Genomic DNA, 12770 nt, shown 5'->3' on the forward strand with positions numbered 1-12770 from the left:
CGAGGGGGCGCACAGGGGATTCGCGAAACGTCCGCCGGCGACGCGCTTCAGGTCCCGATGACGCCGCCGTCCGCCCTTCGGATCACCACGGTGGCCGACCGCGGCCTTCCCCCTGGCCGGTAGTCCGGCCAGTTCGAGAAGCGGGCCGGGTCGGCCGGGTCGCTGCGGTCGCTGGGCGTCTCGCCGGGATGCTGGATGTTGATGAACATCGTGCGGCCGTCCGGTGTCATGGTCATGCCGGTCACCTCGCAGTTGGTCGGTCCGGTGAGGAAGCGCCGCATCTCGCCGGTGGCCAGGTCGCAGGCCAGCATCTGGTTGTTGCCGATGTTGGCGAACTCGCCCTTGTACATCTGGGTCGCATGCGCGTCCGTCTGCACCCACAGCACGCCGCGCGCGTCGAAAGTGATGCCGTCGGGGCAGGCGAACAGGTCGCCGCGGATGTTGCCCTTGGCCTCCGACCGGGCCTGGGCCGGGTCGCCCGCGAGCACGAGGTGGTCCCAGCGGAACCGGGTCGCGTCGAAGTCGCCGCCACCGTCGCCGCCCTCGCGCCAGCGGATGATGTGGCCATGCGTGTTGTTGGCCCGGGGATTGGCGGGGTCCGGCCCCGGCAAGCCGGCCGCGCCGCGATCGGCATTGTTGGTGAGCGTGCAGTAGACCGTGCCGCTCATGGGATCGATGGCCAGCCACTCGGGCCGGTCCATCTTCGTCGCGCCCAGCGCGTCGCTCGCCTGCCGGGACTTGATGACGACCTCGCCCTGGTCGGCGAAACCGCTGCCGGCGGTCAGCGGACCCTGGCCGTGCACCAGCGCAATCCACTGGCCGACGCCCTCCGCATCGAAGCGTGCGACGTAGAGAGTGCCGTGGTCCAGCAGCTCGCGGTTGGCCTGCGCGGCGGTCAGTCCGTTGCCGGCCGGACGGATGCGATCGCGGCTGACGAACTTGTAGATGTATTCATTGCGCGCGTCCTCTCCGCTGTACACCACCGCGCGGCCGTCGCGCGTCACCGCCACCCACGCGCCCTCGTGCGCTGCGCGGCCGAGCGCGGTGCGCTTCACCGGCGTGGAAGCCGGGTCCATGGGATCGACCTCGACCACCCAGCCGAACCGGTTGGGCTCGTTCGGGTTCTGCACGGCGTCGAAGCGGGCGTCGTGCTCGGGCCAGCGGAAGGACGCCGTGCGCGTCAGGCCCCAGCGCCGCTGGTGGGCGTCGAGCTTCTCGCCGGCGGCGAAGTAATTGCGAAAGTTCTCCTCGCCGCTCAGGTACGTGCCCCACGGTGTCATGCCGGCAGCGCAGTTGTTGAACGTGCCCAGCACGGTGCGGCCCTGCGGGTCCGCCGCCGTGCGCATCAGCGGATGCCCGGCTGCCGGGCCGCCGATGCTGAAGGGCGTGTTCGCGGTGATCCGGCGCGCGAATCGCGACGGCCGCACCATGCGCCACTCGCCGCCTGCCGTTTGCTCGACCTCGATGACCGCGATCCCGTGCGCGGCCTGCGACTTGCGAACCTTCTCCGCCGTCCAGGTCTTCAGTCCATCCGTGTGCAGCAGGCCGTCATCCACGTACTCGTGGTTCATCACGAGGAGGCCGCGGCGCGAGCCGTCCAGCGGAAAGTAGTGGATGCCGTCGTGGTGCATGCCCATCTGCGCAGCCTGCTCATCCGCAGTGTTGCCGGCGTCGGGACGCCAGGCCGGCAGGTTGCCGGGCAGGCCCACCGGCTCGCCCCAGGGCGCCAGCGCCGACGCGATGTACCCGTTGGGAACCGCCAGGCGGTCGCCGGTGCCAACGGGGATCGCAGCGAAGGCGGGTTTCAGGCGCGCCGCCGGGGTGCTGGCGCAGCCGGCGAGCCAGGGGGCGAACAGGGTCGCGGCCGCCACGCCCGCGGATGCCTTGAGCACGATGCGCCGCGCAGGGTCGCGCAGCTCGCGGATGTGGGGCTGCGAGGACGGATTGCTGTCCTCCATCTCCTCGTAGGACTTGGCCATTGCACTCTTCTCCTCTTGCGACGCTGAAGAATGTCAGAGGCTCGCGGCGTTCGGGGTGCTCGCTTTTCCGGGGGCGCATCGACCGAATGCGTACGGAAGACTACAAGGAAGGTCGACTGTGGATTGGCGGGCTTGCGAGGAGCGGGCGCTTACCCTTGACATCCGAACACAGGAGCGCGACGGCCGGTCTCTCCGCGCTGACCAGCGTCCGCGCTGCGCCGCGTTCGGGCTGCTCTACTTCACCTCGAAGGGAGCTGGATGACCATGTTTGCGGAGTACCGCAAAGTGATCGTGGCCGCGGTCCTGTCTGCCGCGCTCGGTGCGGCCCAGGCGCAAGAGGCGAAGGCGCAAGCCCGTGCAGGGGCCGTCGCCGACGGCGTGTCGTCGGTCGTGGGCATCGCCGCCGGCGCTCCGCTGAACCCGATGCTGCCCGTCCTCGGCGCTGCGTTCAAGGCAGCGACCTTCCAGCATGCCGAGAGCCTGCCGGAGACAGAGCGTCCTCGCGCCTATGCGTTGGCCGCAGCGGGCTGGCACGGTAGTGCGGCCGGAAACGCGTGCGCCGCGGTGTCTGTCCTCTCGGGCGGCGCCTTCCTGCCGGCATGCATCGTCGTCGGCGTCGGCTGGGGATGGAAGACCTGGAATGCGAGTGATCGCGAGCGGCGAGATGCCGGAGGGTGTGCGGCGCTGCGCGCATCCGCGCGGAACCCGAAACTGCGCTGTCCATTCATGCGGCACCGCATCCAGCGCGCTGCCGCGCCCGCGCCGCGGCCTGTGGCTGCACAGGAGCTCGTGGCGCCGTGAGCGTGACGGGTTCGCCGGCGCCAGGCGCTGCGCGCAGCAAGTGCTGTCCGCAGAGGTTGCGCGCGTGCGCAGGCCCGCTTGGCGATGCGCGAGTGAGCCAGAATCTCCCCAAGATGAGGAGAGGGGCTCCATGTCGGTGTTGCCGATCGTCGCCGGAGGCTTGGTCGCAGTTCTGGGGGCAGGCTGCGCGTTCCATTTCTACCCCGCACACGGACTGAAGGGGCACGAAGAGCAGCTCGCGGATGCCAAGCGGCGGGCGGTCCTGTGGCTGGTTGCCGTGGCGGCGTGCTTCCTCGCAACCTTCGCAGCGCCTCAGGCCACGGGGGCGATCCTGCTGCGCTCCGGCTTCGGGGCGGCGATGGTGGGCGCCATTGCCGACTGGATCGCCGTCTCGGCCCTGTTTCGCCGCATCTGGCTGGTCAGCGAGAGCGACGTGATCGCGCGGCAGAAGGACTCCATCGGCGACGAGCTGGCGCGCTTCGTGCACGACAAGTTCCTGGACGCGGGCTCGCTGGCGGAATTGATCCGCAGGCACGACCTCGGTGCGGCGGTCGCGGGTTGGCTCACCCAGGAGGCGAACACTCGTCGCCTGGCCGGCTTCCTGCTCAAGTCGGTCACGGGCTTCCTGCACGTGATCGAGGAGGATCGGGTCCAGGATCTCCTCAAGGACGCCACGCGCAGCCTGATGGGCCAGGTGGACCTGTCGCGCTCGGCCGGCCAGGTGCTGGAGTCGCTCACGGCGGACGGACGCCACCAGGAGCTGCTGGACCAGCTGATCGTGAAGATCCTCGATGCGTGCAACCAGCGCGAGACGCGAGATGCCATCGCCGGAAAGATCGTCCATTGGCTTCGCACCGAGCACAGGTTCAAGCAGCTGGTCCTGCCGACCGAGTGGATCGGCGCCAAGGGCAGCGAGATCATCGCCGGCAACCTGGGCTCCTTCCTGCAGGAGGTGCAGGCCGACCGTGGGCACCCCTTGCGGGCCGGTTTCGATCGGCAGGTCGGGCACCTGGTCTCCCGGCTGCAGACGGATCCCGTGATGCGGCTCAAGGGCGAGGAGATCAAGCAGTACCTCCTGAACGACGAGCACCTGGCGCGCTACGCCGGCGGACTCTGGGCGAGGCTGTCGGAGTGGATCCGCAACGACATCGAGAGCCGCGATTCGGTGCTCCACCGCAACCTGGTCGCCTCGGCAGGCTGGCTCGGCCGGCGGCTCGCGTCGGACCCGGAGCTGCGTCGCACGCTCAACGCGCAGCTCGAAGCGGCCGCCCGCACGTCGGCGCCGGAGTTCGCGCAGTTCCTCACCCGCCACATCCGCGACACGGTGCATGCATGGGACGCGCGCGAGATGTCACGGCAGGTGGAGCTGGTGCTCGGAGCGCGCCTGCAGAAGATCCGCTTCAACGGCACCGCGATGGGCTTCGTGATCGGCGTGCTGCTGTTCGTCGCCGAGCGCGCCGCAGACCGGTGGCTCGTGGGCTAGCGCTTCGCAGCGACTGGCCCGCCTCTCGCCTTTCAGCGCAGTCGCACCTGCTGGTCGTTTTCGCCCTTGCGGACCTCGATCATGGTGTCGAGCGCCTTCAACATGCCGGAGAAGGTCGTGAACCCGTGCTCGGCAAGCTCGAACGTGGGGTCCAGCCGTTTCACCATCGGCCAGATGTCCGCGGTGTTGACCCAGACGTCGCCGCGCTTCTCGGCGAGCAGCCGTAGGGCTCGCCGAAGCAAGTCAGTGGGTGCGACGGGGAGGGCCGGCGCCTCGCTCGCGGCCGGTGCGCTCGGCGATGCCGGCAGAACTGCGCTTGCGAGGGACGTCGCCTCTTCCCTCACTTCCAGCAGGTTCTCGTAGTAGCGGAATTCGTGGCAGCTCTTGGCCCAGTGGCGGTTCGTGGCCCTGCGGGTGCCCACTCCGATCAGCGTCCGGCCGGCGGCCTTGATCTTTTGCGACACGGGCATGAAGTCGCTGTCGCCGCCGACGATGATGACGGTGCCGATGTGGCCGAATCTTCCGATGTCCTCGGTGGCGTCCAGGCACAGCTTGATGTCGGCGCCGTTCTTGGCTGCGCCGCCCGGAGGGAACAGCTGCACCAGCTCGACCGCGTTCTGCAGGAGCGCATCGCGATACCGCCCGAAGAACTGCCAGTTGCAGTACGCCCGGTTGATCGCGATCGGGCCGAAGGATGCAGCAAGGTCGACGACCGCCTGCACGTTCACCAGCGGCTCCTGCGGCTTGAAGCGGAAGTCGCCCCGGGCGTATGAACCTGGTTCCCTCTCCTCGCAGAGCCCTGCGTGGATGTTTTCGAAATCCCAGTAGAGGGCGACGGTGCGGCTGTCTGCCGCGTCGATCTTGAACATGGTGACGGCTCCTGTCCCGGATCGTACCCAGCGCTCCGGTCTCCACCAGCCGTGGAACTCGGGCGCCGCTTCCCGCATCATTCAAGCGTCGTATGCCGCACAAGCTCCGCCTTCTCCCGCTCCTCTGGCTCGCCGCCCTGGCCGTTCCCACATTCGCGGGCGGCGCGCAGCCCGCCGTCGTCGCCCGCTGGGGCGACAGCCTCGCGGCTTTCGAGCGTGCCGACCGCGCACAGCGGCCGGAGGCCGGCGGCGTGCTGTTCGTCGGCAGCTCGTCCATCCGCCTGTGGCCACGCATGCCCGACGACTTCCGGCAGGTGACGGTGATCAACCGCGGCTTCGGCGGCTCCACGATGGCCGATTGCAGCCAGCTGGCGCGGCAGCTGGTGGTGCAGTACCGGCCGCGCCACGTGATCGTGTACGCAGGCGACAACGACCTGGCCGAGGGCCGCACGCCGCGGCAGGTGCTGGAGAGCTTCCAGGAGTTCGTGCGCATCGTCCGCTCGGAACTGCCGGATGCACGCATCAGCTACATCTCGGTCAAGCCCAGTCCGCTGCGCGAGCCTCTGCTGGACAAGGCGCGCGAGGTGAACACGCTCGTCGCCGACTACATCCAGGCCTTGCCCAACGCCAGCTTCATCGACGTGTTCACGGCCATGCTCGACGGCTCCGGCCGGCCCCGCACGGACCTGTACGGCCCCGACCGCCTGCACATGAACGCCTCGGGCTACGCGCTGTGGAAGCGGCTCATCACCACCCACATCCTCGCGGCCCAGTCGCCCTCCGACGCGCCTTCGACGGGCGTCACCCCGCCGGCGCGGTGACGGTCGCGGGCCGCTGCTCCCACCACAGCGTCAGCCGCCCGGCGGCCCAGAGCGTCGTCAGCGCGACGGCCAGCAGCGGCAGGTCCACATGCCAGGGCCGCGTCATCACGGAGCCGAAGAGGCTCAACACGAGCAGCACGACGACCAGGTGTGCGCAGAACACCGCGAGGGACGCTGAACCCATCTGCTCCAGCGGCCGCAAGCGGGGCAGGGCGCGCGCGAGGCGCGGGCCGAAGCGAAGCGTGACCACCAGCAGGGCGGCGAGATTGAGAAGGCGCAGCGGCCCCAGGCGCCACTTGTCGAACCAGAGGTTCATTTGCGCGTCCGCCTCGAACGGCGCCTGGCCCACCGAATGGCGCCACGCGAAGCCGATCACCGCGAGGATGACCGCGATGGCGACGACCGCGGGCGGAAAGCGCAGCGAAGGCGGGTCGTCCATGTGGCGAGACGCGCCCAGCCACAGCCCCACCACCCACAGCAACTGCCACGCGAAGCCGTTGAAGGCGCCCGTTTCCTCATAAGGCACGGGCAGTTTCGTAACGATCGTGGCCAGGTCGTACAACCATTCGGCCAGGCCGAACTGCGCCAGCAGCCACAGCGTCGCGCTGCCGGCCAGCACCCAGTGCCAGCCATATCGCAGCCCGAGCCAGAACGCCGACGGGCTCGCCAGCATGAACAGCACGTACATCGGCAGGATGTCCAGCAGCGGCGGCTGGTAGATCAGCAGCAGCCCGCCGGCGAGCGCCTGCACCGGATGCTGCAGGTAGAAGCTCATCAGGTTCTTGACCGCGGGCTCGTCCACGCGGATGCCGATGACGGCGATGACCGTGAACAGGAAGACCAGCATCGCTGCATGACAGGCGTAGACGACCAGGGCGCGGCGCCGGAACGCGCGGCGCGTGGCCGCGATGCCTTTGTCGAATGCGAGCCGCCCGTAGACCAGCCCCGCCATGTACCCGGACAGCAGCACGAAGCCTTCGGCCGCCGACACGTAGCCGAAGGGCTGCCCCAGCGGATCCGTCAGGCGCGTCGGCAGGTGCGTGACCGTCATCAGCACGAGCATCAGCCCGCGCAGCAGGTCGATCTCCCAGCGTCGCCGCGCGGCGGCCATCACTGATGCGAGCCTTTCGCGCGGGTGCGCAGGGGTGCAACGTGGGAGCGAGGACGGTTCGCGGCCATGCGCCGGATGGTGGGGCCGCTGCAGGCCGGCCGTTGTAGGACGTGGCTGTGCCGCAAGAACGTCGCACGGCCCCTATCCGTTGGGCACACGACCCAGTCGAGTGGGGGAGATCACCCGAGCCCACCCACGCAGGACGGGGCGAGCGGCAGCCCATGGGCCGGGAAACGGCCTGGCTCCTTGCGCGTGAAGTGGGTCCGCAGCCGGGCACGCGACATGCGACGCCCCGGCGGGCGATCGAATCCGGCGAACCTGCCTGGCAAGGCAGCCTTTCTCGCCGGGTATCTGCCAAGGAGGCAATCCCATGACTCTTGCATGTGTGGCTCGTGACGCAAGTCGGTCCCTCATCCCGATGCTGCGGCTAGCAAGTTCTGCAATCCTGGTGCTCGCGCTGCTCTCCGGAGCCGCCATCGGCCAGGTGCTCCGCTCGACGACAACGTGGGGCGGCACGGGGTCCGACATCGCCCACGGCGTGGCCGTTGCCGGCGACGGCAGCTCGTACGTCGTCGGCCTGTCCGACAGCTTCACGGTCGATGAGTTCAACCAGAACCGCGCGGCCATCTCGCTCGTCAAGTTTGCTGCCGACGGATCGCTCGCGTGGCAGCGGCTCTGGACCGGGACCACGTTCCATGGCGGGCTGACCGGACTGGGCGGACCTGCGGTGGCGCTCAGTCCCGGGCAGGATGCGGTGTATGTGTCCGGCCTGACGTCCACCAACGGCAACGATGCCGTCCTGTTGAAGTTCGCCACGGACGGCACGCTCCTGTGGCAGAGGACGTGGGGAGGCAGCTCGGCCGAGGAGGCCAACGGCGTCGCGACGGATTCGGAGGGTTCGGTTTACGTCGCAGGGACGACGACCAGCTTCGGCCCAAGTTCCGCCGGCGTCTTCGTCCTGAAGTTCAGCGCGGCCGGAACGCTCGTCTGGCAGAAGATCTATGACGGAGCTTCCGGTTTCGCCGTGGGCGTCGCACCGGACGGCAACGTGTACGCGGCAGGAAGCAAGTCGCGTGACCCGTTCGGCGGCAACTTCGACATGCTGGTGCTGAAGATGACGAGCGCCGGCGCACTCCTCTGGGACGTCACGTATTCAGCCGGCGTGCAGGCGGATCCGCGCGGCGGAATGACGGTCGCCTCCGACGGAAGCCCCATCATCGCGGGCGCCGTGCAGGCTGAAAAAGGCGGCATCGTGGGGATCGCTGCACTGGTGGTCAAGCTCGCGGCGAACAACGGCGCGCTGGTGTTCGATGGCGAGTGGGGCGGCCGGGAGGGCAGCGAGGCCCTCGGCGTCGCGGTTGGGGCGAATGGATCCGTCTACGTCGCCGGTCAGGTGAGCCAGGGAGACCGCACCGAGGGCGCGTTCGTGTTCAGCGTCGACACCCGTGGGCGGGGCATCAGCGCCGCGACGTGGGGAGGAACGGAATTCGAAAGCGGCCACGGCGTGGGCCTCCAGGCGGACGGAACGGTGGTGCTTGCGGCCACGACGAGCGCTGGACCGCCTTATTCACTTCTCGAAGCGTCGAGAAGGGTCTCGGCCGTCAGGGGCGATGTCGCCGCTGCCGGCGGCGCCCTCGCCGACCCGGCGGGCGCTGTGGCCGATCCAAATGCGACCGTGATCACCCCAAATGGCAGCACCACGTTCGCCGGTGGTTTCGATACGGCGCTCGTGAGGTTCACGCCGCAGCCATGACTGACTGAATCGAATCGCGGGGCCAGCGTGCCTGGGGCCGCTCAGAGGACGATCGGAAGGCCGGCGCAGATCGCGAACAGCTGGGCGCCGTTCAGCACCATGCCCACGACATGCAGCCGGCGGAACTGGCGGATCGTGAGCATGGGAGGCTGTCGAGGTCCTGCCGCGGCCTGTGAACGAGCGCTGCCTGGACGGGCCGGCGTATTTTGACTCGCGCGCCAGTGAGCTTTGTCCCGAAAGTTAGAACAGCCGCGTCACATCGGGCTCGGCCTGTTTTCCTACAGCGGCTGTGCCAGCCCGGCACTTACCGTGTCGCCCGGCCACTTCCGCGCCGCAGGAACACCCGCCTCCCATGCCCAAGTCCACCCAGACACCTCCCAAGCCACCCAAGCGGCCCGCCGCCAAATCCTCCGCCCGCAACACCGACAGCGGACCCAGCCGCGTGAGCGGCGCCGCCGGCGACGCGCCCTCGCGCAAGATGGCCGAGGTGGAGGCACTGGCGGCGGCCATGCCGCACAACCCCACGAAACCCGCCGAGCACGGGTTTGCCAACGGCGTGGCTCCGCAGGCCGGCGCCACCGCCGAACCGGCATCGCGACTGCCCACCGGCAGCACGCTCTCGGAGGCGAACAGCAACGACAAGGCCGGCACCCAGGCGCCCGAAGGCGTGAACGCCACCATCGCGCCGCTGGACCGGGTGCGGGTCGATTCGTCGGGCCAGATGCTCACCACCAACCAGGGCGTGGCGGTCGGCGACAACCAGAACTCGCTGAAGTACGGCGTGCGCGGTCCCGCGCTGCTGGAAGACTTCATCCTGCGCGAGAAGATCACGCACTTCGACCACGAGCGCATTCCCGAGCGCATCGTGCACGCGCGGGGCTCCGGCGCGCACGGCTTCTTCGAGTGCTACGACGCGCTGACCGACATCACCCGCGCCGCCCCGTTCCAGGAGAAGGGCAAGGTGACGCCCGTCTTCGTGCGTTTCTCCACCGTGCAAGGCGAGCGCGGCTCGAAGGACACGGCGCGCGACGTGCGCGGCTTCGCGGTGAAGTTCTACACCGACGAAGGCAACTGGGACCTGGTGGGCAACAACATCCCGGTGTTCTTCATCCAGGACGCGATGAAGTTCCCGGACCTGGTGCACGCGGTCAAGCCCGAAGCCCACCACCAGATGCCGCAGGCGGCCAGCGCGCACGACACCTTCTGGGATTTGGTCTCCCTGATGCCCGAGTCCACCCACATGCTGATGTGGGTGATGAGCGACCGCGCCATCCCGCGCAGCTTCGCCACGATGCAGGGCTTCGGCGTGCACACCTTCCGGATGGTCAATGCGCAAGGCGAGTCGGTCTTCGTGAAGTTCCACTGGACGCCCATCGCGGGCACCCATTCGCTGGTGTGGGACGAGGCGGTGAAGATCTCGGGCGCCGACCCCGACTACCACCGCCGCGACCTCTGGGAGCGCATCGAAGCCGGCGCCTACCCGGAGTACGAACTGGGCCTGCAGGTCTTCACCGAGGAGCAGGCCGAGCAGTTCAGCTTTGACATCCTGGACGCCACCAAGATCATCCCGGAAGAGCTGGTGCCGCTGCGCCCCGTGGGCCGGATGGTGCTCAATCGCAACCCGGACAACTTCTTCGCCGAGACGGAGCAGGTGGCCTTCTGCGCCGCGCACGTGGTTCCCGGCATCGATTTCTCCAACGACCCCTTGCTGGCCGGGCGCATCCACTCGTACGTGGACACGCAGATCTCGCGGCTGGGCGGTCCCAACTTCCACGAGATCCCGATCAACGCGCCGATCGCCCCGGTGCACAACAACCAGCGCGACGGCCTGCACCGCCAGGCCATCCACCGCGGGCGGGTGAACTACGAGCCCAACTCGCTGGCCGGAGGTTGCCCCTTCCAGGCCGGCGCCGCGCAGGGCTTCGTCTCGGTGCCGGCGCGCATCCTCGCCGACGAGGAGCAGGGAAAGGTGCGCGCCAAGCCCGAGAAATTCGCCGACCACTACACCCAGGCGCGGCTGTTCTTCGAGAGCCAGAGTCCGGTCGAGCAGGACCACATCGCCAACGCCTTCCGCTTCGAGCTGTCGAAGGTGACGGTGCCCGCCATCCGCGAGCGCATGGTGGCCTCGCTGCGCAACGCATCGGAAAAGCTTGCCAGGAAAGTAGGCACGGGGCTGGGCATCGACCCGCTGCCCGGTCCGCTGCCGCCCGCATTGCCCAACCCGGTGCAGCCCGAGGTGTTGAAGTCGCCCGCGCTGTCGCTGCTGGCCCGTCCCGGTGACGGATCGCTCAAGGGCCGCAAGGTGGCCATCCTGGTGGCGCCCGGCGTGGAGGGCAGTTCCATCGCCGCCGCGCAGGGGGCGCTGGTTCGCCAGGGCGCCGTGGCGCGGCTGGTGGGCACCCGCATCGGCCGCATGCCCACCGCCGACGGCGACGTCCTGGACGCCGACTGTTCGCTCGAGAACGAGCCCGGCTTCCTGTTCGACGCGCTGGTGCTGCCCGACGGCGCCGAGGGCGTGGCGGCCCTGGCGCAGGACGGCCACACGCTGGAATTCATCAAGGACCAGTTCCGGCACTGCAAGACCATCCTGACGATCGGCGCGTCGAGCGCGCTGATGATGAGGGCGGGCTTGCCGGTCAGCATGGCCAAGAGCCATTCGCTGGGCACCACGGGGCTGGTGTTCGCCGACTCGTCCGGCGTCGACTCGGCCTTGCAGCACTTCATGGCTGCGATGTCCCGTCACCGTCACTTCGGTCGCGAGATGGACCCGCCGCTGCTGTGAAGAACCTGCCTTTTTACAGAGGACCCAGAATGCCCAGCCCCGCCGACCAGGACGCCTGCGAGCTCCTCGATGCCGACCACCTTGCCGTGAAGCACCTGTTCGTGGAGTACGCCCGCCTTGCCATGCTGCCCAGCGCGCCGGGAGCCGATGCCCGCCATGCGATCGCCAGCAAGATCTGCGACGAACTCACCGTGCACGCGCAGATCGAGGAAGAGATCTTCTACCCGGCGCTGCAGCGGGCCGTGCCCGACGCCTCCGACATCCTGGAGGAAGCGCGCGATGAACACCGGCAAGCCAAGGACATGATCGCGCGGCTGCGCGGCATGGAGGAAGCGGACGCCGCGATGGATGCGCTGGTGGCCGAGCTCAATTGGGCGATCGAGCACCACGTCAAGGAAGAGCGCGACGAACTCTTCCCGAAGGCCAGGTCCGCGCAAGGACTGAACCTGGAGGAAGTCGCGCGTCAGCTGCGGCAGAGGCAGGAAGCGCTGCAGGCGGAGATGGCCGCTTGAGCTACGCCTGAATCACTGAGGTCCGCGCGCAGAGCACATCGCTCTGCGCGCGGATCCCGCCGCCTATGTCATGAAGTCGGGATCAACGCCCGTCCTTGTCCGAGTCGCCGGGAATGGCGCGCTCGGTGGCGTTGCTCACCCGCTCCCATGCATCGCGCGCCGCCGGGCGGGCATGCTCCCATTCCAGCGAAGAATTGCCGCGGGCACGGCCCCAGTCGCGCCCGAGCTCGGGTTCGACGTCGTCGAACGAACGGTCCGGGTTGCGGTTGTACGACTCCACGCCGGCGCGGTACGCGGGTTGGTAGTGGTCGAAGCCCACGTCCTTGCGGGCGTACGGACGGTTCGCATGGTTCTCGCGCCAGTACTTGTCCTCGGCGACGGGGTCCGCCGCCTTCTTGCCCATGAGCGCGCCCGCGGCGGCACCGACCGCGGCGCCTATCGCAGCACCTACCGGACCGGTCACACCGCCCGCGAGAGCGCCGGTCGTGGCGCCGGCGGCCACGCCACCGACGGCTGCGCCTGCCACTGCGCCTGCACCCGTGCCGGCGGCCTTCTTCTTGGTGTCGGGATTGTCCTTGTCCATGTCGATCTCCATTGAATTGCGGAAACCGCCACGGTAGGCAATGCGGCGTGCAAGCTGGCTAGGAGCCGACGCAAAA

Annotated in this window: 10 protein-coding genes; 6 read left to right on the forward strand and 4 right to left on the reverse strand. The window is 68.9% G+C overall.

Going from position 1 to position 12770, the window contains the following annotated elements; genetic code table 11:
* Positions 1–47: 47 nt before the first annotated feature.
* Positions 48–1979, reverse strand: coding sequence for a PhoX family protein (locus tag EZ313_RS02655; protein WP_135261668.1), 1932 nt, complete (start codon positions 1977–1979; stop codon positions 48–50).
* 264 nt (positions 1980–2243) lie between these two features.
* Between EZ313_RS02655 and EZ313_RS23155 the strand changes: the two genes are divergently transcribed.
* On the forward strand, positions 2244–2780 hold the full coding sequence (locus EZ313_RS23155) for a hypothetical protein (RefSeq protein ID WP_167772478.1): 537 nt from the start codon (positions 2244–2246) through the stop codon (positions 2778–2780).
* Positions 2781–2910: 130 nt separating this feature from the next.
* On the forward strand, positions 2911–4263 hold the full coding sequence (locus tag EZ313_RS02660; RefSeq protein WP_167772479.1) for a DUF445 domain-containing protein: 1353 nt from the start codon (positions 2911–2913) through the stop codon (positions 4261–4263).
* A 32-nt stretch (positions 4264–4295) separates the two neighbouring features.
* On the opposite strand, the gene EZ313_RS02665 is transcribed toward EZ313_RS02660, so the two are convergent.
* Complete coding sequence (locus tag EZ313_RS02665) at positions 4296–5132, reverse strand: NYN domain-containing protein (protein ID WP_135261670.1); 837 nt, start codon at positions 5130–5132, stop codon at positions 4296–4298.
* A gap of 92 nt (positions 5133–5224) precedes the next feature.
* Here EZ313_RS02665 and EZ313_RS02670 point away from each other — a divergent pair, with 92 nt between their 5' ends.
* Positions 5225–5953 carry an SGNH/GDSL hydrolase family protein gene (locus tag EZ313_RS02670; RefSeq protein ID WP_135261671.1) on the forward strand — a complete coding sequence of 243 codons (729 nt, stop codon included), beginning with the start codon at positions 5225–5227 and terminating at the stop codon, positions 5951–5953.
* Here the strand turns inward: EZ313_RS02670 and opgC are convergent.
* Positions 5934–7064: an OpgC domain-containing protein gene (opgC, locus tag EZ313_RS02675; RefSeq protein WP_135261672.1), complete on the reverse strand. Its 1131-nt coding sequence runs from the start codon at positions 7062–7064 to the stop codon at positions 5934–5936. The genes EZ313_RS02670 and opgC overlap by 20 nt on opposite strands.
* A gap of 448 nt (positions 7065–7512) precedes the next feature.
* On the opposite strand from opgC, the gene EZ313_RS02680 reads away from it, so the two are divergent.
* From EZ313_RS02680 to EZ313_RS02690, 3 genes are all read left to right on the forward strand, one after another.
* Positions 7513–8817, forward strand: a complete 1305-nt coding sequence (locus tag EZ313_RS02680; protein WP_167772480.1) for an SBBP repeat-containing protein — start codon at positions 7513–7515, stop codon at positions 8815–8817.
* A gap of 352 nt (positions 8818–9169) precedes the next feature.
* On the forward strand, positions 9170–11599 hold the full coding sequence (locus EZ313_RS02685; protein WP_135261674.1) for a catalase: 2430 nt from the start codon (positions 9170–9172) through the stop codon (positions 11597–11599).
* 29 nt (positions 11600–11628) lie between these two features.
* The gene (locus EZ313_RS02690) at positions 11629–12111 is read left to right on the forward strand and encodes a hemerythrin domain-containing protein (RefSeq protein WP_135261675.1); all 483 of its coding nucleotides are present in this window, start codon (positions 11629–11631) and stop codon (positions 12109–12111) included.
* A gap of 82 nt (positions 12112–12193) precedes the next feature.
* Here EZ313_RS02690 and EZ313_RS23160 read toward each other — a convergent pair whose 3' ends face one another.
* On the reverse strand, positions 12194–12694 hold the full coding sequence (locus EZ313_RS23160) for a glycine zipper domain-containing protein (protein ID WP_167772481.1): 501 nt from the start codon (positions 12692–12694) through the stop codon (positions 12194–12196).
* Between the last annotated feature and the right edge of the window lie 76 nt (positions 12695–12770).

This window comes from Ramlibacter henchirensis, assembly GCF_004682015.1.
In the GTDB taxonomy this organism is placed as follows: domain Bacteria; phylum Pseudomonadota; class Gammaproteobacteria; order Burkholderiales; family Burkholderiaceae_C; genus Ramlibacter; species Ramlibacter henchirensis.

Bases quoted from the DNA above. Each gene is read 5' to 3' on its own strand.
- EZ313_RS02655 (WP_135261668.1), bottom strand. From the start codon at position 1,979: ATGGCCAAGTCCTACGAGGAGATGGAGGACAGCAATCCGTCCTCGCAG.
- EZ313_RS23155 (WP_167772478.1), top strand. From the start codon at position 2,244: ATGTTTGCGGAGTACCGCAAAGTGATCGTGGCCGCGGTCCTGTCTGCC.
- EZ313_RS02660 (WP_167772479.1), top strand. From the start codon at position 2,911: ATGTCGGTGTTGCCGATCGTCGCCGGAGGCTTGGTCGCAGTTCTGGGG.
- EZ313_RS02665 (WP_135261670.1), bottom strand. From the start codon at position 5,132: ATGTTCAAGATCGACGCGGCAGACAGCCGCACCGTCGCCCTCTACTGG.
- EZ313_RS02670 (WP_135261671.1), top strand. From the start codon at position 5,225: ATGCCGCACAAGCTCCGCCTTCTCCCGCTCCTCTGGCTCGCCGCCCTG.
- opgC (WP_135261672.1), bottom strand. From the start codon at position 7,064: ATGGCCGCCGCGCGGCGACGCTGGGAGATCGACCTGCTGCGCGGGCTG.
- EZ313_RS02685 (WP_135261674.1), top strand. From the start codon at position 9,170: ATGCCCAAGTCCACCCAGACACCTCCCAAGCCACCCAAGCGGCCCGCC.
- EZ313_RS02690 (WP_135261675.1), top strand. From the start codon at position 11,629: ATGCCCAGCCCCGCCGACCAGGACGCCTGCGAGCTCCTCGATGCCGAC.
- EZ313_RS23160 (WP_167772481.1), bottom strand. From the start codon at position 12,694: ATGGACAAGGACAATCCCGACACCAAGAAGAAGGCCGCCGGCACGGGT.